Here is a 24,879-nt window from a genome sequence, read left to right as displayed (position 1 = left end):
TAACTAACCAATGGCCGAATGGCTAATATTTTTATCATTAGTTGATTGATTAAAAGTTGCAAATTCTTCTGAAATTAACTCGGTAAATAATCGCCCTGCTCGCCCAAGTGGCCTTTCTAGGGTCGATACTAATTGCGGGGTAAATCTAAAACGATGGCCGCCAACAAAATCGACGATGACCAAGCTATTATCCGCAAGTTCATCTTTAACGAGAAACTCCGGCATCCAGCCAAACCCCAGCCCTTTTAGTAAGGCATTTTTCTTCATAATAAAACCAGACAAGTAAAACACTTTGTCGCCGCCAAACTGTAACTCGTCTCGATGTAGTTTTTGCGGCGATGAGTCTTCAATGGTTAATTCTACATGTTGCTGCAGATCGGTCAGAGTTACATCGGATAACTCAGCAAGAGCATGCTGCGATGAGCAAACCAATAAACTGGTCACTGGTGGCAGTTGTTGGGCAGAAAAATAAGGCCCAGCAAGGTAATCTTTAACCAGCATTAAATCGGCTTTATCGCGCTCAAAACGATGTTGAACGCCGCCTAAAAACTCCATGTTGAGTTGTATCTTGGTGGGAATATTATGCTCAGACATGCGCTTTAACGCTGCCATAATAGGCTCCATTGGCAGTGCGCCGTCAATCACCAGTTCAAGCTTTGGCTCCCAACCTTCGCTAAAGCGGCTGGCTAAATGTTCAATATTGGCTAAATGTTGCAGTAACCGCTGGCCTTCAGCCAAAATCACTTTGCCTTCTGGGGTTAATTCAGCCCGATATTGAGACCGATTAAATAAAGTCACCCCTAGGTGTTGTTCGAGTTTTTTAACTTGATAACTTACTGCCGATTGCGCTTTGTGTAGCCGCTCAGAAGCTTTAGCAAAACTTCCTTCTTCTACAAGTACTTGCAGCACATTAAATGCTTCTACATCGATTTTCATTTAAGCCTCCATGTCCCTATCCTGCCTTTAAGTGTTCTGCAGTCGTGACACTTATGTAAACTTTTATTAACCATCTAAAAATTAGATTGAGTTAAGTGGTTTATTATTCTTTTTTTTGTCCATCCTAGCAACTAAATTGTTAACTAGATCACAAATAGTTTGTTAACGCTGCGCTAGAAAAACATTAACAAAGCAGATTAATGAACCTCAATAACGACAACCAAACGAATAAGAGTTGAGGAGTCACGATGCCGGTTTATGTTCAACAAGGACAAATACCTTCTAAACGCCATATCGCTTTTAAAAAAGACTCTGGCGAGCTTTACCGTGAAGAACTGTTTTCTACTCACGGCTTTGCCAATATTTACTCCAATAAATATCACCATAATATGCCCACCAAGGCATTAGCGGTGGCTCCCTATGCTCTTGAGCACGGTGACGAGTGGCAAGACTCGTTAATCCAAAACTACAAACTCGATTCGCGCCAAGCTGATTGCAGTGGCAATTTTTTTAGCGCCAGAAATAAGATTTTTTATAACAGTGATGTGGCCATGTACACAGCCAAAGTCACTGAAGATACGGCTGAATTTTACCGTAATGCCTATGCTGATGAAGTGGTCTTTGTCCACCAAGGTGAAGGGACGCTGTTAAGTGAATATGGTCAACTTCAAGTTAAGCAATGGGACTACTTAATCATTCCTAGAGGCACCACTTACCAGCTCAAGTTTAATGATTACAGCAATGTGCGTTTATTCGTTATTGAATCAAATTCTATGGTTGAAGTACCAAAGCATTTCAGAAATGACTACGGGCAAATGCTGGAGTCAGCGCCATATTGTGAACGTGATATCCGCACCCCTGAACTTAATGACGCTATCGTTGAAAAAGGTGAGTTTCCTTTAGTCAGCAAGTTTGGCGATAAGTATCAACTCACCACCTTAGAGTGGCACCCATTTGATTTAGTGGGCTGGGATGGCTGCGTCTATCCTTGGGCATTTAATATCACCGAATATGCACCTAAAGTAGGCAAAATCCATTTACCACCTTCAGATCATATCGTGTTTACGGCTACCAATTTTGTGATATGCAACTTTGTACCCCGCCCCTATGATTTCCACCCACAATCAATTCCTGCGCCTTATTACCATAACAATATCGATAGCGACGAAGTGCTGTATTACGTTGACGGTGACTTTATGAGCCGCACAGGTATTGAAGCTGGTTACATGACCTTGCATCAAAAAGGCGTGCCACATGGGCCACAACCTGGGCGCACCGAAGCCTCTATCGGCAAAACCGAAACTTACGAATATGCCGTAATGGTTGATACCTTTGCGCCACTTAATTTAACCACCCATGTCAAAAACTGCATGAGTGATGATTACAACCGCTCTTGGATTGAAGATTAATCACCAACAGCATCCCTATTACACACATCACCACAGAGTGATGAAAAATAAAGATAATTATTAAGGAAAACACCATGGCTAGCGAAACAAACCCACTTGGACTATTAGGTATTGAATTTACTGAATTTGCCAGTCCTGATACTGATTTTATGCATCAAGTGTTTGTCGACTTTGGTTTTTCAATGCTTAAACAAGCTAAACATAGCGATATCGTTTACTACCAACAAAACGATATCAACTTCTTATTGAACAAATCTAAGCAAGGCTTCTCAGCTGAATTTGCTAAGTCTCATGGTCCTGCTATTTGTTCTATGGGCTGGCGTGTTGAAGATGCGCAATTTGCTTACACTGAAGCAGTAGCCCGCGGCGCAAAACCGGCTGATGATGCAGCTAAAGATATGCCTTATCCTGCTATTTACGGCATTGGTGATAGCTTAATTTACTTCATCGACGTATTTGGCGCTGACAACAATATTTATGCAAATGACTTTGAAGATTTAGCTGAGCCAATCATTGTTGAAGAAAAAGGCTTTATGGAAGTCGATCACCTGACCAACAATGTTTATAAAGGCACTATGGAAAAATGGGCCAATTTTTATAAAGATATTTTTGGTTTCACTGAAGTGCGTTATTTTGATATTAGTGGTTCTCAAACTGCGCTTGTATCTTACGCCCTGCGTTCACCGGATGGCAGCTTCTGTATTCCGATTAATGAAGGTAAAGGCAATGACAAGAACCAAATTGATGAATACTTAGGGGAATATAATGGCCCTGGTGTGCAGCATTTAGCCTTTAGAAGCCGTGATATTGTTGGCTCTTTAGATGCAATGGAAGGCACAGCAATTAAAACGCTGGATATTATTCCTGAGTATTACGACACTATTTTTGACAAGCTGCCACAAGTCACTGAAGATAGAGATCGCATCAAGCATCACCAAATTTTAGTTGATGGTGATGACGATGGTTACCTATTACAAATTTTCACCAAAAACCTGTTTGGGCCAATCTTCATCGAAATTATTCAACGTAAGAACAACCTAGGCTTTGGTGAAGGTAACTTTAAAGCGCTATTTGAATCAATTGAGCGCGATCAAGTGAAACGTGGTGTGCTTTAAGCCTGTTCAGCAGTTTTAATTTGTAAACAAAGCCAGCTTAACTGCTGGCTTTTTCATAGCTAAATTTTACTGAAATGCTAAAACGGTGCTTCACACACCATCTCAATCATTTCATCGGTCACTGGATGTCGAAAGCAAAGCTGCTGTGCATGTAATAATAGTCGTGGGCCAAAGACTTCTTCAGCAAGCGCCTCTGAGGTGGCATTTTTATATAAATCACAACCCAAAATAGGATGGTTAATAGAGTGACTATGCAGCCGTAACTGATGGGTTCTACCAGTAATAGGTACAAAGCTCACCTTGGTAATCGCTTGGGTTTGTTGTAATGCCTTTGAGAGGATTTCTGCGCGTTCAATGACCTGATACTCACTCTGTGATGGTTTGCCCTTTTCATGGCAAATCTTCATAAACGGAAAGTTATCGACATCTTTAGCAATTGGCGCATCAATATAACCAATTTCTTTATCTTGTTGCTGCTCACCAAAAACATGACCGAACAGAATTGCACTGTAGGTTTTAGTCACTGTTTTATTTTGAAATTGTTTGGTCAGTAAACCATTAATGGCTTTATTTAACGCCACCAGCATGATCCCTGAAGTGCCAAAATCCAGCCGATGGACTAATGTCGCAGTGGGAAAATCTTGCACTAAACGGTAATGCACTGAATCTTTATTCAATGGATTTTTACCAGAAAGACTCAGTAAGCCGCTAGGTTTATTGATTAATAATAAATGCTCATCTTGATACAAAATAGTAATGTGTTCTGAACACGGCGGTGCAATAAATTCAGACATGCGGGCCTTTTTTGGGGGGCAAGGGTTAAGTTTGAAGTTTATGATTAATGCAAACATTACCCTAAATGCAGATGCAAAAATAACAACTTAACGCTAACCATTTAAATAATGTCGACAAAAAAATACCGCTCAACTGAACGGTATTGAATCTTTAAACAGGTTTACATATCCACATCGACAATGTAGTAACCTTGCAGCCAATTACGTCCAATAAGCAGTTTATAGGTCATTTTACTGCGATCACGTAAATTCACATCAACTTTGAATTCTTGGCCAGGTTCACCTAGGGTCAAGGTCACCATATAACGGATCTCACTGCCTTGGGCATTACGAATTAACGAGGTGCTATGAATGCGAGCAGTGACCTGTGCTTGCTCGCCCTTCTCGTTCATGGTGGTAAAAGTGACATCTTTACCGACATTGCTTTCCATGTTGGTTTTGTCTTCACCAATAATATGCAGATTAGTAGCGTGTAATGAATTCTCAACGGCGCCAGTATCAATGCGGGTATCAAATATTAACCCAGACTCTACAATGCTAATGTCTGCAGTAGGGCCAATTAGTTTTTGTTCTGACACATCAACCACATATTTACCTTTTAGCCAATTTCGACCTATGAGTAATTTATAATCCATGGTGGCACGATTACGAAGATTAACCTTTACCGTACGGTTGCTGTCACCGAAGGTAATGGGCAATTTAACCGCGTAGCGGGTTTCAGTGCCTTGGGAGTTACTGACGGTCGAAGTACCAACAATTTTGGCACTCAGTTGCTGCTGCTGACCCTTTTCGTTTTCTGTGGTAAACGAAACGGTTTTACCCACATTATCCTTCATTTTCTTGGCACTGCCGCCTAACACCTTAATATTAAGCGCATGCAATGAAGAATTCACCGCTCCCGTATCCATACGAGCCTCAAACACAATACCGCCTTGGCTGACTGACATCATTTCAGTTTGCCCCAACACTTGTTTTTCAGCCGCCACTGATGAAAAAGACATACAAATGAATAGCATTGCACCAACAAGAGATTTAAACATGCAGGTTCCTAATAATGAATAATTGAAATAATGACGTTAAAAACAGGTTTATCTGAGAAGTTGCTCGATTTCTTTATCGAATAAATTCTTAATAAGTCCTGAGAACTCAGTGATAAAAATACTCTGCTGCGCCGTAGCATTATGCTTAGCGACACTTGCGAGAATTTCTTCAAGATCATAAACAATGGCATCAATTTCTCGAATGATGTCATTTCTTTGTTCAAATGAAAGCTTGGGGTTTTGGCCACATACCATGATGATTTGGGCTGATAACTGATCTTCAAATAATTCTAAAACCGTTTGATTGTTAATGCTGCTGGCTTCAGACTTTTCAAATAGGCCTAAATGTTCAGTTAAATATTGAATTAAATGAATATAACCGTCTTTATCTGTGACCATTACTTACCTTAATGAGGTGGCTTTTGTATGTGATTCACACAAAAGCCACTATATGTTTTATTGCGATAACGTTAATACAAACGACACGGGTACCGCTAAGCTAATACTGCCAAGGCCAGCGATTTCGCGCAACTTATTCACCCCGTCAGTTAAACCAAAATCTGCCGCTTGCACAATGACAGGAGACATACTGGTCACCACCATTTTTGTGTCTGATAATTTAGCGATCAACACATCAAATGATTGCTTCTTGGTTTTACCATGTAACTCAATTGTGCCATCAATTTGGGTCACTAACGTTGAGCCAACACTCAGATCAGCCACCAGTTGTGGATTAACCATCGAACTTAACTGTAGTTGCGGATATTTAGCCACTTCAAATAACATGGCCTGCATGCGTTCGTCACGTATTTCAATACCGGTATCAACACTGACCAAATCAATCGTTAAGTTAAAGGCCCCTGCTGAGGTCAAATTACCACTGACTTGTTTAAAATCATGTACTTCAGCAACATCGGCTTGTTTAATTGAAATGAAGCTCACTTTTGAATGCGCTTGTTTCACTTGCCAATCTGCGGCCAACACTGAGGTGCTGAGTAATACTAATGGTAATACTGCGATCCATTTTTTCATCATTAATCCTTTTTGTGAATAAAAACAGTTAAATTATAGATTAAATTTTCTTAACTGGCTGAAGCGCTATTATTACCACCTTGAGTTCGATAAGGATGCAGCCTTGCACCCTATAGCGACTAAAGAAACTTTTACAAGCGACTCAACCATTTATCTAATGCTTGCCCAAAAGCGTGTTTATCGGCCTGTGAGAAACTATTTGGCCCTGCGGTATGCACGCCGCTGCTTCTTAGCTCTTCCATAAAGTCTCTAATGGTCAAACGTTGTTTTATGTTATCAACGGTATAGATATCACCACGGGGATTAAACACCACGGCGCCTTTTTCAATGGCATCTGCCGCTAACGGAATATCACCGGTAATGACTAAATCGCCACTATTTAATTGCTCAACAATGTAATTATCAGCTTCATCAAAACCTGAGCTGACTCTGACCACGGAAATATTAGCCGATGCTGGCACACGGATCAGTTGATTGGCCACTAATATCAATGGCACTTTTTTGCGATCGGCGGCGCGAAATAGCATTTCTTTAACCGGATTAGGACAGGCGTCAGCATCAACCCAAATTGTTTTAGTCATTCATTTTCTCGTCAATTTTTATCTATACACATCTAACTAGCCCGCAATTTAAGCCGCTTATCAAGGCGCAAGTCTATCGATAACCCAATCGCTATCTTGTTTTTGATAAATAAAACGGTCATGTAAGCGGCGCTCGCCACCTTGCCAAAACTCAATACTGTCAGCTTTTACGCGGTAACCACCCCAAAACTTTGGTAGCGGCACTTCACCTTTGGCAAATTTATTCTTCATTTCATTAAATTTACCTTCAAGGGCTTGTCTTGCGCTAATTTTACTGGACTGTTTTGACACCCATGCGGCTATTTGACTGTCTTTAGGGCGGCTCATAAAATACTTAGTCACTTCAAGCATGGATAACGGCTCTGCCACGCCAGTGACGGCGACTTGGCGCTCTAATGGATGCCATGGGAACAACAAACTGATTTTGGCATTGTGAGCCAATTGAGTGGCTTTACGGCTTTCTAGATTGGTGAAAAACACAAAGCCATCATCATCAAACTTTTTTAATAGCACAATACGTTGAAAGGGTTGTCCATGCTCATCAACAGTGGCCACGCACATCGCGGTTGGATCGGTTAATTGCGCGTCTTTGGCTTGCTCAATCCAAGTTTCAAATAACGTCATTGGATTAGCAGGGAGATCATTGCGCCTTAAACCACCTTGAGTATATTCACGGCGGATATCTGTTAAATCATTCATATCTTTGCTAAACCTCGTTAGATGCAACTGTCTTTGTATATGTTGCCATTATACTCACGAACACTGATATATGATCATGACAATATTGACAAATATTATCAGCATTGAAAAACAATTCATTTCCGATAAAAAAAACCAACGATGAACGTTGGTTTTTTTAAAGGGCGGTAAACTGTTTCATCGTTAATTTAAGACTAATTTGCGACTATTTTTTTACTAAACCTTTGCCTGCAGCCCAAACGTGGAGCATCTCAAGGCCTAAAGTTGCCCCTGCTAAAGCGGTAATATCAGCAGAATCATAGGCTGGCGCTACTTCAACTACGTCCATACCAACGATGTTCATGCCACGTAAGCCGCGGATGATCTTCATCGCTTTATCACTGGTTAACCCGCCGCATACCGGCGTACCAGTACCAGGCGCATAAGCGGGATCTAAACAATCAATATCAAAGGTCACATAAAGCGGCATATCGCCTACTCTGGCTTTAATTTGTTCGACAATTTGCTCAGCAGTTAAATCATTGGCCTGTGCTGCATCAATCACTTTAAATAGATGATCGGCTGCATTAAATTCAGTACGAATACCAATCTGAATTGAATTTTCAGGCACTATTAACCCTTCATTAGGCGCATGATAAAACATGGTGCCGTGATCGTACTTACTGCCTTGGCTGTATGTATCGGTATGCGCATCAAAATGCAGTAAAGCCATTTTGCCGTACTTTTTATGGTGAGCACGCAGCAGTGGTAAAGTCACAAAGTGATCGCCACCAAAACTGAGTAGTGCTTTATCTGCATCAAGAATACGGGTTGCAAACGCTTCTAAACGGGTGGTGAAATCTTCTTGATCGCCACAATCAAACACTAAGTCGCCAGCATCAACGATATTGATGGTTTCGCTTAAGCTGAAATCCCATGGCCAACGAGTCTCTTCCCATGCAAGGTTGACTGATGCACGGCGAATGGCTTCAGGGCCCATACGGCCACCAGAACGGCCAGTGGTGGCCATATCAAATGGCAAACCAATAACCACTACATCCGCATCGGTTTCAGTGGGTTTGAAATCTAATGGCTGACGTAAGTAGCCAAATGCATTTGAATACAAAGAGTAATCTGCTTTTTCAGCAAAAGTGCTCATAAAAATCTCCGTAATGGCTTAAGCCAATAACTACAAATATTCTGGGATCAACACTTCATGACAAAGCTGCTGATAATGACTGAAATCAATGGTATAGCCTTGCTCAGTAGCTAATGAGCAACTTCCTAAACATAAATGTTCAGGGAACCCCTGAGTGTTTCTCGGAGAGTTAAAGCCAATCACATCCCAGCTACCAGGGTTAAGAATGCTCAATAACTTGCCATAAACATCAACAGGATAATCTGCAAGATTCAGATTCGTTTCAAAGCTCACATAGGAGCTTTTTTCCTGCGGGGTGATATGAATGGTGAAATATGACTCATCTTTGATGCCATTGATGGAATAACCAAAAGGCTCAAATAAAAAGTCATCAATAATAAAATCAGGAAATAGCACCGACAATTCAAGCAAGTCACGAATACCCTGTGCAGACTGATTTACGCCACGTAAATAATCCGCTGCAGCACCATTAATGTGATACATCAATAGTTCATTAGTGACGTCAGTTGTTGGCGCAATAAATGGCTTTTTAGTACTGAACATATAATGATGATGGGAATCTAAGTGACCAATGCGATAGGCATTTCCGGTTACTGTTTGACGAATTTTAGTCAAATCTTCTTTAAATGAGCTTGATTGTAAATGCGACAAATACTCGTTTTTACGCTGATAACTGGCAAAAGCAATGGCTTGCTCACCAACGTGATCAATAAATGACATAACCGCATCAGCAAGGGTTGTGGTGCCGCACGTTAGCATCACAAAGCGATCATCCCAAACAAATAAGCTTGATTCGCTAAGTAAGTAAGCGTCGCAATAATCATTACTCACTGAAGATAAAATTTCAGCATTAGCACAAGCAACGATGCCAGCCCAAAAAGGCTGGCCAAATTGCCGTAATTTAACATCGGAGTCAGCAATGATGACTTCAATTTTCTTTTCAGAACCTTCAAAAAACATAAATTAAACCTAAAACAGCGGCGCGATTTAACCGGGCCGCAAAAACACTTTTACGAGAAATCTTCTAAATAGGTATAACCTTTTAGACCTAACTGTAACTCTTCCAAAATCGATGCTCTTTCATCTTCAGCAATATGCTGATTCACAAGCTCTTCATAGGTACGCATAAATGCAACGGCATCAAGGTTGACATAACGCAGCACATCAGCAACCGTATCGCCAGCCAACACAGACTCAATATTAGGTAAGCCATTGTCTTCTACACGCACAACCGCAGAATTGGTGTCACCAAATAAATTATGCATATCGCCTAAAATTTCTTGATAAGCACCGACCATGAAAAAGCCAATCAGATATGGGCTTTCAGCTGACCATGCTGGCACTGGCAACGTCGTTTCAATGCCTTGACCATCTACATATTGATCTACAATACCATCTGAATCACAGGTAATATCAAGCATGACCGCGCGTCTTTCTGGTGGCTTATCTAAACCACTTAATGGCAAGATTGGGAACACCTGATCAATCCCCCAAGCATCTGGAATTGATTGAAATAATGAAAAGTTAACAAAGAACTTATCCGCTAATTTTTCATTCAATTCATCAATAATCGGACGATGAAAACGGTTGTTATTACTTAATAAGCTTTTAAGTGCATGACAAACACGTAAATTGGTTTGCTCAGCCCAAGCGCGCTGCATTAAGGTCAATTGACCCATCGAGAATAATGAATGCGCTTCAGCTATATCACTTTGGGTGTCATGATAAATTTCAATAATAGCGCGGCTATCTGGGCGCTCACTCATATCCGTCCACGACATCCACATGTTATGCAGTAACTGCGGCGCACTGTCTTCTGGCGGGTGGATCTCTTCAGGATAGTAAGACTCGGTGCCAATCACATCAGTAATGAGCACGGCATGATGCGCGGTTAAATGGCGACCTGATTCTGAAATAATTCGCGGCATAGGCTGGTCGTACTCATTACAAATATCCGTTAACACATTAACGATATTGTTAGCGTACTCAGCTAAGCCGTAATTCATCGAGTTATTACTTTGGCTTCGGGTACCATCATAATCTACGGCTAAACCACCACCGACATCGAAAGTATCAATTAAGGCGCCCATTTCACGTAATTCACAATAAAAACGCGCCGCTTCACTCACACCTTGGCGAATATCGCGAATATTGGCAATTTGCGAGCCTAAGTGGAAATGGATCAGTTGTAATGATTCCATTTTATCGACGCGCTTTAACTCATTTAGCACTTTTAGCACTTGCGCTGCAGATAAACCAAATTTTGATTTTTCGCCGCCACTGGCTTGCCACTTACCTTTACCTTGGAAAGCTAAACGGGTACGTAAACCTAAACGGGGTGTTACCCCAAGTTTTGCTGACTCTTCGAGAATTAATTTAAGCTCTGAATACTTCTCAATGACGATATAAACTTTATGACCTAGCTTTTCACCAATTAAGGCTAAGCGAACATACTCTTTATCTTTATAGCCGTTACAAACAATGACTGAGCTGGCTTTTTGCGCCATTGCCAGTACCGCCATTAATTCAGGTTTACTACCTGCTTCAAGGCCAAGTTGTGGCACTTCTTTAGACTTTTGACTGGCAAGAATTTCTTCAACAACGGTTTGTTGTTGATTCACTTTGATCGGATAAACTAATAAATAGTCATTCTGATATTCGTATTTTTGTATCGCGGCATTAAACGCATCACATAAGTTTTCAACCCGGCGATGCAAAATTTGCGGAAAACGCACTAATACAGGTAACGACACCCCAGCTTTGACCATGTCTTTTGCAAGTTCATTTAAGCCAATGGTACAGTTTTGTTTAGATGGATCTGGAGTAACTGTCACTTCACCATCATCTGCAATACCAAAATACTGCTGGCTCCAATGCGTCACGTTATAGCTTGCACGTGCATTTTCGATAGACCAATCTTTCATATTTTTTATTCCGTCTATATCTAGCAAATTATGCAGTGGTTGCTTGCGCACTTTTGACTGCATTTTCTACAAAAGCTGGCAATGCAAAACTTGCCATATGAAGAGCAGGCGTATAATAGCGAGTATTAATATTTGCCGTCTCGAACCGTTGGGTTAATGTTGCTAAATCTTGCTGTCTGGCAGACACATCATCGGTCGCCCACGCAAATGCCATGGTGCCACCAATATAAGTCGGTACTGCTGCAGTGTAAAACCAGCAGTCTTTTACATAAGGGCTCATTCTACGAACTGTATCTTGTATTTCTTCTGGCTGTAAAAAAGCCACGCCGTTTTGGGCCACAAAAATACCCTGCTCAGTTAAGCAGCGTTTACAATTTTCATAAAATGGTGAACTAAACAGGACTTCACCTGGCCCCACCGGATCAGTGCAATCAGAGATAATTACATCAAACTTGCCTTGGCACTGGGCAATAAAATGCATGCCATCATCAATAACCAAGTTCACTCTTGGGTCTTCAAACGCACCTTGAGAATGTTGCGGGAAATAGGTTTTACACATTTCAACCACATTAGCATCGATCTCAACCATAGTAACCTGCTCAATCGCGCTATGTTTAAGCACCTGTCTTAGCATACCGCCATCGCCGCCACCAATAATGAGTACTCGTTTGGCTTTACCATGGGCAATAATAGGCACATGAGTCATCATTTCATGATAAACAAATTCATCTTTTTGAGTGGTTTGAATCGCACCATTTAACGCCATAACACGGCCAAATGTTTTATTTTCAAAAATACTTAAATGCCACTGCTGTGTTTTTTGTTCAAACAAAACCTGCTCAACCTCAAAATACTGACCATAGCCAGCGTGCAATGTTTCGTAATAAATATCTGATTTGTTTATCATGTTATAAAAGTCCAACGTGGTTATTTTTGTCATAACACCACGTAGAAATAAGTGAGCAAAAAGAGCCATACAAAGCGACCCAAACGATGTGGCCATGTACAACTCAGTTAATAGCAAACATTCAAGCCTCAATACCTGCTGTGAGCTAGCCATAAACATAGCAAACAGTCTCACGGTTATCACACGACAGAAGCTTGAAAAGTGCAAATAAAAAAGCGGCGCAATTAAACCCTGCTAACCGGTTAAATGCAAGCAAGAAAAATCCATTTTAATATAAAAATATCTTAATATTTAGTCGCTGCAAATTGACGATGTTTTTTTTGTTAAATAACAGCAACTTCCTAACTAATAGCCATAGCATATTATCTAACAGTATAGATGATAGTCATCACCTAAAATTAACTTCAATGAGTTTGTTTAGAAACCCAAGTTACAAGCAAGCTGATTGGGTATATAATCAAACTGTTTTTTCATAACCTTAGTGAACCAGAGTCGCGAATGATACAGATCGGAAAGAAATACTCCCTAGAAGTCGTTAAACAAGTTAATTTTGGCGTTTACCTAAATGCTGAAGAACTTGGGCAAGTGCTGTTACCCAATAAATTTGCCCCTAAAGGCTGTCAAGTCGGCGATATGGTAGATGTTTTTCTTTATCTTGATTCTGAAGATATTGTTATTGCGACCACCCAAACACCTTATGCACAAGTGGGTGAATTTGCTTATTTAGAAGCCATTGCTACTGGCCCTTTTGGCGCATTTTTAGATTGGGGCTTAGACAAAGATTTATTACTGCCTTTTGGTGAGCAGCATCGACACATTGAAGAAGGTAAGTCATACCTAGTGTATGTGCATGCCAATAGAGCCGATGAACGCATTATGGCATCAGCAAAGGTCGATAAGTTTTTAGACAAGACACCTGCTGAATATCAAGTGGGCGAAGAAGTTGACTTGATCATTGGTGGCACCACTGATTTAGGTTTCAAAGCCATTATTAATAATGCCCATTGGGGCGTACTTTATCAAAATGAAGTATTCCAACGCCTAAGCTTTGGTCAACCAATCAAAGGCTATATCAAGCTTGTTCGTGAAGATGGCAAAGTGGATTTGATTTTACAAAAAGACAGTCAACAAAGCTTTGATAAAAATGCTGAAACCATTATTAATAAGCTGCACCGCGCAGGTGGTTTTTTACCATTAAATGACAAGACTGATTCAGCGATTATTTACGAGCAACTCGCCATGAGCAAAAAAGCCTTCAAACGCAGCATTGGCGGTTTATTCAAAGCGAAACAAATTAGCATTGAAGCTGACGGCATTAGATTACTTAAATAGCCCCCTAAATAGCCAAATTATTTGATAAAAAGCATGGTTCTGTTATAACAAACCATGCTTTTTTATTTGGAGTAATTTATGGAACTTAGCAATCTGGAAGCCCGCGTTATTGGCTGTTTATTAGAAAAAGAAATTACTACCCCTGAGCAATACCCGCTTTCAATCAATTCAATCACCCTTGCTTGTAACCAAAAAAGTAGCCGTGAACCCGTCATGGCATTAACCGAAACAGAAGTACAAACCATTATTGATGATTTAGCCAAGAAGCGACTTATCAGTGAGCAGTCAGGTTTTGGCAGCCGAGTGGTAAAATACAAGCATCGTTTTTGTAATACCGAGTTCAGTGACTTACAACTTAGCAGTGATCAACTTGCAGTGATCATTGTGATGCTGCTGCGTGGGCCACAAACGCCAGGTGAGCTCAAAACCCGCTGTAATCGACTACATGCTTTTGACACACCTCAGCAAGTCGAATCCACATTACAAGCGCTAGCCAGCCGTGAAGAGCCGTTAATCGTCCAACTTCCCCGCGAAGCTGGCCGTCGTGATAATCGCTATGCTCAATTATTTTCTGATAAGCAATACCTTGAACAAGGCACAACAACATTCGATGCCAGTGTTGCAAGTACGCCATCAGCAGCAGATAAACAGGCCTTAGCTGCTAGAGTGGAGCAACTTGAAACCCAAGTCAGTGAGTTAACTCAGCGCCTTGAAGAACTCGAGCAATTATTAAACTAACGCTGTTAATAACAAGCATCTACTCTCAAGCCACTTTTTATACTGCGTGCTCAGCAAGCAACACTGTTGAGCACAGCTTGCCGGTAATTTAACAAAAATTAATCTGCTAAATAGTAGCGATAAAGTATGATGACTAAAATATTATTGTATTTGCAAGGATTGATACTAAATGGATTCAACTCAAAGACCTTCAGCAATACGCCAATTATGGCTCATTGCCTCCTATGAGGTCAGTAAACGTTTTACCAATACCAAAGGCATTGCAGCATTAATCGCCTTTTCCTTGATCTGGGCTATTATCCTTTTATACCCAGTCAATAGTGCCTCTAGCTACCTACTAGAACCCGCAACCAAAGATTTGATCCAAGGTCTATACGGCCCTGGCACCTTAGATCAATTATTTAATTGGTCAGTGGCTGAATTTGCAGTGTTTTGGTGTATGGCTTTATATCTATTTCCTTTTTTCAGTATTTTCATTACTGCTGATCAGTTTAGTTCTGATAAACAAAGAGGATCATTTCGATTTTTAAGTCTCAGAGTCAGTAGAGACAGTATTTTCTTTGGCCGTTTTTTAGGGCAAATGCTAATTCAATCAAGTCTATTGCTGCTAACCATTATCGCCACCCTTGTGATGGTCATAAGCCGTGATGCTAGTTTACTTGGCGATGCATTAGCCAGTGGTTTTGCGGTATTTTTGAGTATCACTATCGTCCTTTTACCCTATACCGCAGTGATGGCGGTGTTATCTTGGTACGCCAACTCTGCCAGAATGGCCAGCATTTATGCGGTAATTCTCTGGGCACTCAGCGGTATCGTTATAGCCATTATTAATAGTCAGCTGCCTGCTGTTTCGTTCATTAGCTGGTTTTTGCCGGGTTCACAGTTATCTTTAATGATTAATACTCAGGGCCTTGGCTCGCTTATTTACGCCCCGATCCCAATCATTCAAGCCATAGTAATCCTTGCACTTGGCCGAATTTACATGCAAAGGAGTGCACTATGAAGCTAATAACCTGTACTAATATTTCTAAGCAATATGGCAATAAAGCGGCGCTATCTAATATCAATCTGTCACTTGATGCTGGTGCCCCTATCGCGCTTGTAGGCCCTAATGGCGCCGGCAAAACCACCCTTTTTAGCTTACTTTGTGGGTTTATTCATCCCAGCAATGGTGAAATAAGCATTTTTGGCGAAAGGCCAGGCAGTGCTAAATTACAAAATATTGTCTCAGCGTTACCACAAGATGCCGCGTTAGACCCCAACTTTAGTATTGTGTCGCAACTTACTTTTTTTGGTAAATTACAAGGTATGTCAGCGAAGCAAGCTAAGCAAGAAGCACTTAGAGTGCTTGAATTAGTTGACTTAACTAGCTCAGCGCAAATGTTACCTAAAAGCCTCAGTCATGGAATGAGTAAACGAGTTTCAATCGCTCAAGCGTTGATAGGTTCGCCTAAACTGGTATTACTTGATGAACCCACTGCAGGGCTTGATCCCGTTAACGCAAAAAAAATCCGTCAAATAGTAAAAGACTTATCGGCAGAAACCACTTTTGTTATTAGCTCCCATAATTTAGAAGAACTTGAAAAACTGTGCGATCAAGTTGTCTATTTAGAAAATGGTCAGCTACAACAATCAGTGTCAATGAAAGCAAATGCTGAAACCGCCTTTTTAACCTTGACGATGCAGCAAGCTGACATCAGTACACTAAGTGATAAGGTGCGTTTGCTGCCTAATATTCTCAATGTGAAAATTAACAACGATGAGCAAATAATTATTGAGCACCGTATAGATGTGAGCTTTAGCTTAGAGTTGTCATTACTGGCATTATTCACCGAGCAAGGCTGGCAATATAAAGCGATGATGAAAGGACGAAGCTTAGAAGAAACGCTATTTTCAAATTAAGCAGCCATTGGCTTGATTAAAGCTAACAAACCCAGCAATTATTGCTGGGTTTTATTTTTTAAAGCAATTAACTAAAACGTGACACACATCACGCTAGAACTCTTCAATATTTTCAAATCTCGCTGTATCTGAAGTTGCTGCCAAAATAAAAATGTCGATTTTTTAACTGTAAAAACAACATTGAGCGATGACTTTTCTGTTTACTAATCCCTGAGAAATACTTGTTTATTTTGCTGTTAGTTAAATAAAATCAACATCAGCAAACATACCGCTGAAACTGACAATCTAGAACAAATCAGCAAGATTGTAGATATCTATAGGAAGCTATAACGCCCAAAATCCAAGATTCAAATAACAAAAATATAGTGATAAGCAGGCAGGGAAAAACGCTAAGCAATCGCCAGTAACGAAATAGTAATCGCAGTAAGGAATAGTAAAGTTATTTCTAATGCAGGTAAAAGCGAGTAAAACACATGGTCTGGATGGATGCGTTTAAGCTGATAAAATGCAGCTAAGGAGAGAGTCATCAAATCAAAATCTAAGCTAGCAGAGCATAGGGCTACAACTGGGGTGAAGCAACTTAACTAGATAAGCCATTGAAATTATAGGCTTAATTTAAGGGTTAATTTTAAAAAAGCAAAAAAAAACTGTAGTCAAAGACTACAGCTTTATTAATTATACTAGCCGAAGCTAGGAATAATTAAACTACAGTAACGTTCTCAGCTTGAGGACCTTTTTGTCCTTGAGTAACAGTGAACTGTACTTTTTGACCTTCGTCAAGAGTTTTGAAACCGTCTGAGTTGATAGCACGGAAGTGAACGAATACGTCTGGACCAGACTCTTGCTCGATAAATCCGAAACCTTTATCAGAGTTGAACCACTTAACAACACCAGTAACTTGAGACATGATATAAATCCTGTATATATAAATTAAAGCCTTAACGGCAGTAGAGCTGAAAATGCCGGTTTTACTTATGTTCACAGGACGAAACTGGTCGTATTGAAACACATAAACTAAGCCCAACCTTCAAGCCCGATAGATTATGAACCTTTTTGCGGGTATGTCAACTAAATCGCTATATAATTTGATATAGATGCTACAACAACAATATTCAGTGCTCGGACTAACAAATTTCACAACTAAATATCAGATTCAAATAGTAAAATACCAGTTCTATATGACAAATCAATTACGGATGTGAATTTCGATACTAAAGTCTAACTCGCAGCTAAGCCCTTGATTTGAAATTTCAGCCTTTTGCTCAGCGGTTAATTTCCATGCATAGGGAGTCATATTCAAAAAGTTTTCAATATCAACGGCTTTAGATAACTCAAGCTGATACTGTAATCGCTCCTGATGTAAGCAGCTAAAGCCCTCAATCTGCGCTTTTGACTCATCATGGGGTTTGGGCTCACTGTAAATAATTTTTTTCATTGCAAAATGATGCATTGGCCCAGGTGCTACGGTAATTAAAATAGCGCCTTTTTTAAGTACCCGTTGCAACTCTTCTACTTTTGACGGTGCATAAATACGAATAGCCAAATCAAACGCTGACGCTGAAAACGGCATCTCATAAGCGCTAGCAACACAAAAGTCCATTTGCGGGTAGCGTTTAGAAGCGTAACGTATTGCAGACTTTGAGATATCTAACCCTTGTAGGTGACATGGTTGCTCTACATTGACTTCTGCGGTGGGATCAGGCGCATTATTGCTTGCATTTAAAGTACTATTTTCATTTAAGGCGCTATTATCATTTAAAGCGCTATTATCATTTAAAGCGCTATTATCATTTAAAGCGCTATTATCATTTAAAGCGCTATTATCATTTAAAGCGCTATGCAGCCTGTTACTGTAATACCCCTCACCACAACCGATATCAAGCACACATTGTGCATTAGCAGCATAGTTAACCGCGAGCTGATTCACTTTATCACTGAGCTTTTCATAATAGCCTTGGTTCAGAAATTCTCGGCGCGCTAGCATCATCTCTTTATTATCACCGGGGTCTTTGGAGTTTTTCTTCTGCACTGGCAGCAGGTTCACATAGCCCTCTTTAGCGCAATCAAATTGATGACGATTTTGACAATGCCATGACTTTTGGTGCAGTGATAACTCTGTTTGGCAGATTGGACAAATATATTGCATGACATAACTCTATAGAAATGAAAAAGGTGATTAAGTTGAATTTTAGGTTGTGATTCAAGTTTGTGATTTAAATTCTGATTTAGTTTAGGTTTATAAAAACTTGAGGCTTAAAATCACAAAGGGTCAAAAACTTATAATTAGCCTCAGTTAGTTATAAATCGGTTTGGTATAAGTTGCGCCGATTAAGCTATGGTAGCTAAAATAACGACTCATGATCTTCGGTTAATTTTTCGACCATCTGGCTCACATCCGCCGGAGCCAATAAGCTAAAGCATTCAAGCTTGCGCTGCAGATCTTCAACATTTTTTGATAACTCATTGGCTGCAGTCGCAAAATTGGTGCGCTGCTGCGATTGACTGTAGGTTCTGAGTAACCAGCGGTGTTTATGACTGAGTAGATTATCTAACTTTATCAGCTGAGCGGCAATCACTGCGTTGACCTTATTATGCTCTGATGACAAATAAGCGGTAATTTCAGCTCGCACTTGTTCAATCTCACTGATATTTATCGCAATGGTTGACGGCGAATCTTCATAATTAAAACTGCGGGCTAAAATCGCCCTTGCATGCATTAATGCTTTAGGTTCTTGATTAAGCCTAAAATCATCTTCCAGTTTAATGGCATCACCAAACTGCCCTTTTACCTTAATTTCAAGACTTTCAGCAAATGAAAAGACTAATGTGGTTCCCTGCCTTAACATGGTTGCGGATTTTTTCGGTGCGACACCTGAGCGGGCATACAAACGAAAGCCTTGTCCTACGCCGCGATTTAGCTGGCTAATGAGATTGTGATCATTATCTACAAGCGTGTTGTTTTGCTCTAGAACAGACACCTTAAACAGTGGCTGACAAGTCAAGATGATAGTCGCACCTTGCAGCACATTCGCATTATTAAACTTGAGCTCTTTTACTATGACCTCAGCAATAGGCTGGCTCAAGGCCGGTAATATCGCAAAATCACTTACTTCATCAGGTAGGCTAAGATGTAAAGTCTGATGCTGCTCCACTTCATATTTAACGGGCTGACTTAATAAATGGTTATACATGTAGTTACCTCTGATTTTTTTAAATTGTAACCAGCAAAATGAATTGCGTCACCAATTAATACTTAAGCCTATAAAATTAAGTGCTTTTTACATAAATCAGCTTTAATGATAAAGCAGTTTTTATACCATCAACAAGGTTTAATTATTTGCTCAAACGCCCCTTAAACCAGCAAAAATGCTCGATGCTAGAGTTAAAATCCAGCCAAATAAATTCCCACAGGTAAACATTCGTAAATAACAGTGCTAAGATGGCAAAACATGAGTTATAGGACAATAGTTAATTATGGCAAGCGCTTTACAACCTACTCTTTTCTGGCACGATTATGAAACCTTCGGGGTAAGCCCAGCAAAAGATCGCCCTTCTCAGTTTGCAGGTATCCGTACTGATTATGATTTAAACATCATTGGTGAGCCTGAAAACTTTTATTGTAAGCAAGCAACTGATTATCTTCCTAAACCAGAAGCGATACTCGTTACTGGGATCACCCCGCAATTAGCCAATTTAAAAGGCATGGTTGAATCTGAGTTTATGGGCCGCATCAATGCGATATTTAGCCAGCCCAATACCTGTGTCGCTGGTTACAATTCATTAAGATTTGATGATGAAGTTAGCCGTTATGGTTTTTACCGTAATTTCATTGACCCCTATGCTCGTGAATGGCAAAACGGCAACACTCGCTGGGATATCATTGATCTAGTCAGAGCCTGTTATGCCTTTAGACCAGAAGGCATCAACTGGCCATTAAAAGAAGATGGCTCGCCAAGCTTTAAATTAGAGCAGTTAACCCAAGCCAATGGCTTAAGTCATGAACAAGCCCATGATGCCATGAGTGACGTATACGCCACCATTGCCATTGCAAAACTCATTAAAGAAAAACAACCTAAGCTATATGATTATTACTTTAACCTTCGTAATAAAAATAAAGTTGCTGAGTTAATCCAAGGCGACTTTATGCAGCCTTTGGTACATGTGAGCTCTAAAATCAGCGCAGCTAAAGGCTGTGTCACTTTAATCGCGCCTGTTGCGCCGCATCCATCCAATAAAAACGCCATGATTTGTATTAATTTGGCAATGGATATTAGCCCACTGATCGACTTATCGGTAGAAGATATCGTCGAGCGCATGTATACCTCACGTGCCGATTTAGCCCCAGATGAATTACCGATTCCGTTAAAGCAAATCCACGTTAATAAGTGTCCATTTATTGGAACGCCTAAGTTACTCACTGAAGCAGTGGCTGCAAGGCACCAATTTGATATGGACTTTGCTCGTCAGCAATACAAACTGTTTAAACAGCACCCTGAGCTGCGAGAAAAAATGCAGGCGGTATTCGAGGTGAATAATCACCCTGCAGCGACAGATCCTGATTTAATGCTTTATAGCGGCGGTTTTTTTAGCCGCGCCGATAAAGCCAAAATGGAAATGATCCGCAATACCAAAGCCGAAAATTTAGCCGCGCTTAATCTAGAATTTGACGATCCCCGCATCGAGCAGATGCTGTTTCGCTATCGTGGCCGTAATTACCCAGAAACCTTAAGCCACGATGAGTCATTAAGGTGGCGAGAGTTTTGCCAACAACGTTTATCAGATGCCGATTATGTGATTAATCTCGAAAACTTGTTGGAAGAAACCAGCGACAATGAACATAAGCAGAAATTACTAAAAGCACTGTGCATGTATTTGCAAGCCTTATAACAGCAAGCTTTTAGTCATTAATCATTTTATAAAGGAATTGGTCATGCAAAATCGCTTTATTGATAGCATCACCCAACTACCCAAGCCACTGGCAAGCGCATTAATCCCATTACTTAATGACGATTTTTGTGGCCATATTGATGCAAGCCAATTAGCTCAACTCGTCACGGCATCGCAAATGGATGAAGAGCAATTACTACTGAGCTTGTTGCCCATCGCTGCCGCCCTCGCCAAGCCAAGTATTAGTGAGTTTTATGTCGGCGCTATCGCCAAGGGTGAAAGTGGTGATATCTATATGGGAGCCAATTTTGAATTAGCTTCTGAAGCCCTATTTCATACCGTCCATGCCGAGCAAAGCGCGATAAGCCATGCATGGCTCAATGGCGAGCAAAAAATTATTGATATTGTTGTCAACTTTACCCCTTGCGGTCATTGTCGTCAGTTTATCAATGAATTGGTCGACGGCATTGGTATTAAAATTCACTTGCCAGGTCAGCAATCACAATTACTGAGTCATTACTTACCATATGCCTTTGGCCCTGCTGATTTGCAGGTGACTAAACCTTTATTATCAAAAAGTAACATTGAGTTTAGTTTAAGCTCTGATGATCCGATGATAATTGAAGCCATAGATCAAGCAGGCCTAAGCTATGCGCCTTATACCAATAACTTTGCTGCAGTGGTTCTAGAAACCAAAGACGACAAAACCTATTGTGGACGTTACGCTGAAAATGCAGCTTTTAATCCATCTATGATGCCAATGCAAATGGCACTATCTAATTTAATTCGCCATAACCGTGAATACAGTGATATCAACCGCGCTGTGCTCATTGAGTCATCAAAGGGCAAGATAAGCTTAGTCAATGCCACTATGGATACATTACAAGCAGTTTGTGCAGTAGAACTTGAGCATATAGTAGTAGAGCCAAGCTAATATTATCTAATTGCCATTGAATACAACCCATAGGTCATTCAGACATGGGTTGTACTCAAATGCTATCATTAAATTACCGACGGCTTTACAGTCATATTTACACTCACCGCGTAAAACCTTAAACTCGCACTTTCCTACAATAATGTTCCTTTACTTATATTAGAACCTTAATGCCTGATTTAGCTGTACTAGCCGTTTTTATTCCCACTTTCTTTTTTGTATCGATCACTCCCGGTATGTGTATGACACTGGCGATGACTTTAGGTATGAGCATTGGCGTTAAACGCACCCTTTGGATGATGCTAGGTGAACTTATTGGCGTGGCATTGGTGGCTATTTCCGCAGTAATGGGCGTGGCTAGTGTGATGCTCAATTACCCTGATGTATTTGAAATTTTAAAATGGTTGGGCGGCGCTTATCTTGCTTATATTGGTATTAACATGTGGCGTTCAAAAGGAAAAATGGCCATTATTGAAGGCCAGCAAACTGATACTAGCATCAGTAATTCCGCTTTAATGTCACAAGGTTTTATAACCGCGATTGCCAATCCTAAGGGATGGGCATTTATGATTTCATTACTGCCCCCTTTTATTAATGTCGACAAAGCTGTTGGAACGCAACTTTTCTGGTTATTGTCGATTATCATGCTCACAGAATCAGCTTCAATGTTAGCTTACGCCAGTGGCGGAAAGAGCTTGAGACTTTTTCTATCTCGTGGGGACAATATTAAATTAATGAATCGCATAGCGGGCAGTTTAATGGTCGGCGTTGGGTTTTGGCTGGCCTTGGGGTAATCTCTTATAAAACAGATGAGTATAAAGCCTTATAACATGAGCGATACTATAAATAATGCTAAACCCAATAATATGAGTAATGTAACATTGTCAGGCTATATATTAGTCCCCAGCGCTGAATTGAATGCTGTCATTAAAGCCCTTGAACTGCATTCTCATCTAACCAAACTAGAGCCAGGCTGCTTATCATTTTCAGTCACCCAAGATGCAAGCAACCCTGTTAAGTTTTACGTCTGTGAAACCTTTAAAAACCAACAAGCTTTTGAGCACCACCAGCAAAGAACCAGTCATTCTGACTGGGCCGTTGTGAGTAAAAATGTCAGCCGACACTATCAAGTCAATAGCCTCATCAAGGATTAAATAGCGGCTGTCTTAGCAGTCATTTGATAACTGTTAATAGAAAACACACCATTAGACTTAGCCTGTTAGAACTAGCCACTGAGCTATTTATATGGCGAACTTTCATCTAACTGCTGCATGTACTGCTTTATATGCAGTTGCTCTTGCTGGCAATAATCTTCAATAGCCCTGCTAAAGCCTTGATGAGCAAGATTATGATTAGAATAAGTTTCTATAGGTACAAAGCCTCTGGCTACTTTGTGCTCACCTTGCGCCCCAGCATCAAACACCATAAGCCCGTTCGCTATGGCGTACTCTATACCTTGGTAATAACAGGTTTCAAAGTGTAAGCCGTCAATGGCTTGTAAGCAGCCCCAGTAACGGCCATATAAATGCGTATCTGTCGCAAAGTACAATGCTGCAGCGATTAATTTTTCTTGTTGGTTAGTTGCCGCTGTTGATGCTTTTGTCACGAGCAATAGCTTGACCGTTGAGCCCATCGTTGCGGCAATTTGATGAAAAAACGCCGCCGATAAATAACCGCCATGACCTGAGCGTTTTAAATAGGTTTGTTGATAACAAGCAATAAAGCCTTGCCATTGTGCAGCAGTCGCTTTGTCACCATCAATAAACTCAAAACCTAAATTGTGCCTAGCTAAAGCCTTGCGCTCTTTGATGATATTTTTGCGCTTACGTGACACTAATTGCTGCAAGAAATCATCAAAGTGCTGATAGTTGTGATTATGCCAATGAAACTGAGTGCCTAGCCTAGAAATATTATCTTGAGCCAAACTCAAATAATCAGCCTTGGGTAAAAACAAACAATGCCATGAAGAGTAATATCCTTGACCAAGTGTCTTATGTAAAAATTTACTCACTGCAGCGATGATCTCGGCTTTGTTTAAACTTGATTGACTGCAATTAAACCCAATACGCTCACCAGTTACTGGTGTAAATGGCACCGCCAGCACTAACTTTGGGTAATAGCTTAAGTCATTACGTTCATAAGCCTCAGCCCATGCCCAATCAAACACGTACTCACCCCAAGAGTGAGATTTTTCGTAACAAGGCGCAATAGCAACAATAACCCCAGCTTGCTTGACCACAATATGTTTTGGCAGCCAGCCGGTATCTTTTGTAACGCACAGGCTTTGCTCTAATGCATTAAGGTATTCATAAGAGGTAAATGGATTTTGGTCCGAAAAGACACCTTGCCACTCAAGCTTAGAAATATCAGCAACAGCAGTATAAAAGCTGATTTCAACGCCGTTAGGGTGCGAATTAGTCATATTCCCTCAAAAAGACACCATTAGATATTGTGTATTAGATCATAGTTATGGCACATTGCAACACATGATTATTATTATAAAGGATTGAA

General features: G+C 40.5%; 25 protein-coding genes. 10 read left to right on the top strand and 15 right to left on the bottom strand.

Translation table 11 applies throughout. The features are described 5' to 3' along the window. Positions 1-3 precede the first annotated feature (3 nt). Positions 4-936, bottom strand: a complete 933-nt coding sequence (locus BM739_RS04075) for a LysR family transcriptional regulator (protein WP_076537531.1) — start codon at positions 934-936, stop codon at positions 4-6. A gap of 248 nt (positions 937-1,184) precedes the next feature. Between BM739_RS04075 and BM739_RS04070 the strand changes: the two genes are divergently transcribed. Together BM739_RS04070 and hppD are read left to right on the top strand one after the other, a co-directional pair. Beyond that, positions 1,185-2,345 carry a homogentisate 1,2-dioxygenase gene (locus tag BM739_RS04070; protein ID WP_076537528.1) on the top strand — a complete coding sequence of 387 codons (1,161 nt, stop codon included), beginning with the start codon at positions 1,185-1,187 and terminating at the stop codon, positions 2,343-2,345. Positions 2,346-2,419: 74 nt separating this feature from the next. Further along, positions 2,420-3,460 carry a 4-hydroxyphenylpyruvate dioxygenase gene (hppD, locus tag BM739_RS04065; protein ID WP_076537526.1) on the top strand — a complete coding sequence of 347 codons (1,041 nt, stop codon included), beginning with the start codon at positions 2,420-2,422 and terminating at the stop codon, positions 3,458-3,460. Between the two features lie 77 nt (positions 3,461-3,537). Here the strand turns inward: hppD and BM739_RS04060 are convergent, their stop codons facing one another. The 10 genes from BM739_RS04060 to speE all read right to left on the bottom strand — a co-directional run bounded on the left by BM739_RS04060 (position 3,538) and on the right by speE (position 12,575). Continuing rightward, positions 3,538-4,254, bottom strand: coding sequence for a pseudouridine synthase (locus BM739_RS04060; RefSeq protein ID WP_083698058.1), 717 nt, complete (start codon positions 4,252-4,254; stop codon positions 3,538-3,540). Positions 4,255-4,415: 161 nt separating this feature from the next. Then, positions 4,416-5,294: a RimK/LysX family protein gene (locus BM739_RS04055; protein WP_076537521.1), complete on the bottom strand. Its 879-nt coding sequence runs from the start codon at positions 5,292-5,294 to the stop codon at positions 4,416-4,418. Positions 5,295-5,342: 48 nt separating this feature from the next. After that, positions 5,343-5,693: a DUF3802 family protein gene (locus tag BM739_RS04050; RefSeq protein WP_076537518.1), complete on the bottom strand. Its 351-nt coding sequence runs from the start codon at positions 5,691-5,693 to the stop codon at positions 5,343-5,345. A gap of 57 nt (positions 5,694-5,750) precedes the next feature. Then, on the bottom strand, positions 5,751-6,326 hold the full coding sequence (locus BM739_RS04045) for a YceI family protein (protein WP_076537515.1): 576 nt from the start codon (positions 6,324-6,326) through the stop codon (positions 5,751-5,753). Between the two features lie 131 nt (positions 6,327-6,457). Continuing rightward, complete coding sequence (locus tag BM739_RS04040) at positions 6,458-6,907, bottom strand: YaiI/YqxD family protein (RefSeq protein ID WP_076537513.1); 450 nt, start codon at positions 6,905-6,907, stop codon at positions 6,458-6,460. Positions 6,908-6,967: 60 nt separating this feature from the next. Next, on the bottom strand, positions 6,968-7,606 hold the full coding sequence (pdxH, locus tag BM739_RS04035) for a pyridoxamine 5'-phosphate oxidase (protein ID WP_076537510.1): 639 nt from the start codon (positions 7,604-7,606) through the stop codon (positions 6,968-6,970). 205 nt (positions 7,607-7,811) lie between these two features. Continuing rightward, positions 7,812-8,744 carry an agmatinase gene (gene speB, locus BM739_RS04030; RefSeq protein WP_076537508.1) on the bottom strand — a complete coding sequence of 311 codons (933 nt, stop codon included), beginning with the start codon at positions 8,742-8,744 and terminating at the stop codon, positions 7,812-7,814. 30 nt (positions 8,745-8,774) lie between these two features. Next, positions 8,775-9,704, bottom strand: a complete 930-nt coding sequence (locus BM739_RS04025) for an adenosylmethionine decarboxylase (RefSeq protein WP_076537505.1) — start codon at positions 9,702-9,704, stop codon at positions 8,775-8,777. A gap of 50 nt (positions 9,705-9,754) precedes the next feature. Next, entirely contained in the window at positions 9,755-11,668 is a 1,914-nt protein-coding gene (speA, locus tag BM739_RS04020) for a biosynthetic arginine decarboxylase (RefSeq protein ID WP_076537503.1), read from the bottom strand. A gap of 28 nt (positions 11,669-11,696) precedes the next feature. Then, positions 11,697-12,575 (bottom strand): polyamine aminopropyltransferase, encoded by an 879-nt coding sequence (speE, locus tag BM739_RS04015; protein ID WP_217697825.1) that lies wholly within the window; start codon positions 12,573-12,575, stop codon positions 11,697-11,699. A 498-nt stretch (positions 12,576-13,073) separates the two neighbouring features. Here speE and BM739_RS04010 point away from each other — a divergent pair, with 498 nt between their 5' ends. The 4 genes from BM739_RS04010 (at position 13,074) to BM739_RS03995 (ending at position 16,547) form a co-directional block, all read left to right on the top strand. Beyond that, entirely contained in the window at positions 13,074-13,907 is an 834-nt protein-coding gene (locus BM739_RS04010) for a S1 RNA-binding domain-containing protein (RefSeq protein ID WP_076537500.1), read from the top strand. A 78-nt stretch (positions 13,908-13,985) separates the two neighbouring features. Beyond that, on the top strand, positions 13,986-14,645 hold the full coding sequence (locus tag BM739_RS04005; protein ID WP_076537497.1) for a YceH family protein: 660 nt from the start codon (positions 13,986-13,988) through the stop codon (positions 14,643-14,645). 169 nt (positions 14,646-14,814) lie between these two features. After that, entirely contained in the window at positions 14,815-15,648 is an 834-nt protein-coding gene (locus BM739_RS04000; RefSeq protein ID WP_076537495.1) for an ABC transporter permease subunit, read from the top strand. Then, the gene (locus BM739_RS03995; protein WP_076537492.1) at positions 15,645-16,547 is read left to right on the top strand and encodes an ABC transporter ATP-binding protein; all 903 of its coding nucleotides are present in this window, start codon (positions 15,645-15,647) and stop codon (positions 16,545-16,547) included. Before BM739_RS04000 ends, BM739_RS03995 begins: the two co-directional genes overlap by 4 nt. A gap of 700 nt (positions 16,548-17,247) precedes the next feature. Here the strand turns inward: BM739_RS03995 and BM739_RS03990 are convergent. The 3 genes from BM739_RS03990 to BM739_RS03975 form a co-directional block, all read right to left on the bottom strand. Continuing rightward, complete coding sequence (locus BM739_RS03990; protein ID WP_012155714.1) at positions 17,248-17,454, bottom strand: cold-shock protein; 207 nt, start codon at positions 17,452-17,454, stop codon at positions 17,248-17,250. Positions 17,455-17,733: 279 nt separating this feature from the next. Then, positions 17,734-18,693: a 23S rRNA (guanine(745)-N(1))-methyltransferase gene (locus BM739_RS20355; protein ID WP_254843462.1), complete on the bottom strand. Its 960-nt coding sequence runs from the start codon at positions 18,691-18,693 to the stop codon at positions 17,734-17,736. A gap of 196 nt (positions 18,694-18,889) precedes the next feature. Then, positions 18,890-19,738, bottom strand: coding sequence for a hypothetical protein (locus tag BM739_RS03975; protein WP_076537490.1), 849 nt, complete (start codon positions 19,736-19,738; stop codon positions 18,890-18,892). A gap of 283 nt (positions 19,739-20,021) precedes the next feature. Here BM739_RS03975 and sbcB point away from each other — a divergent pair, with 283 nt between their 5' ends. The 4 genes from sbcB (at position 20,022) to BM739_RS03955 (ending at position 23,522) form a co-directional block, all read left to right on the top strand. Then, positions 20,022-21,434: an exodeoxyribonuclease I gene (gene sbcB / locus BM739_RS03970; RefSeq protein WP_076537488.1), complete on the top strand. Its 1,413-nt coding sequence runs from the start codon at positions 20,022-20,024 to the stop codon at positions 21,432-21,434. Positions 21,435-21,477: 43 nt separating this feature from the next. Then, a complete protein-coding gene (cdd, locus tag BM739_RS03965) occupies positions 21,478-22,368 on the top strand; it encodes a cytidine deaminase (protein ID WP_076537486.1) in 891 nt (296 codons plus the stop codon). A gap of 170 nt (positions 22,369-22,538) precedes the next feature. Then, complete coding sequence (locus BM739_RS03960) at positions 22,539-23,162, top strand: LysE family translocator (protein WP_076537484.1); 624 nt, start codon at positions 22,539-22,541, stop codon at positions 23,160-23,162. Between the two features lie 36 nt (positions 23,163-23,198). Next, positions 23,199-23,522: a putative quinol monooxygenase gene (locus BM739_RS03955; protein WP_254843461.1), complete on the top strand. Its 324-nt coding sequence runs from the start codon at positions 23,199-23,201 to the stop codon at positions 23,520-23,522. 83 nt (positions 23,523-23,605) lie between these two features. Here the strand turns inward: BM739_RS03955 and BM739_RS03950 are convergent, their stop codons facing one another. Further along, on the bottom strand, positions 23,606-24,790 hold the full coding sequence (locus tag BM739_RS03950; RefSeq protein ID WP_076537481.1) for a GNAT family N-acetyltransferase: 1,185 nt from the start codon (positions 24,788-24,790) through the stop codon (positions 23,606-23,608). Between the last annotated feature and the right edge of the window lie 89 nt (positions 24,791-24,879).

The sequence above is a fragment of the Shewanella sp. UCD-KL21 genome, assembly GCF_001957135.1.
Lineage (GTDB): Bacteria > Pseudomonadota > Gammaproteobacteria > Enterobacterales > Shewanellaceae > Shewanella.
Note: the sequence above shows the minus strand (reverse complement) of the source record. Positions and strands in the feature narration are given on the sequence as shown.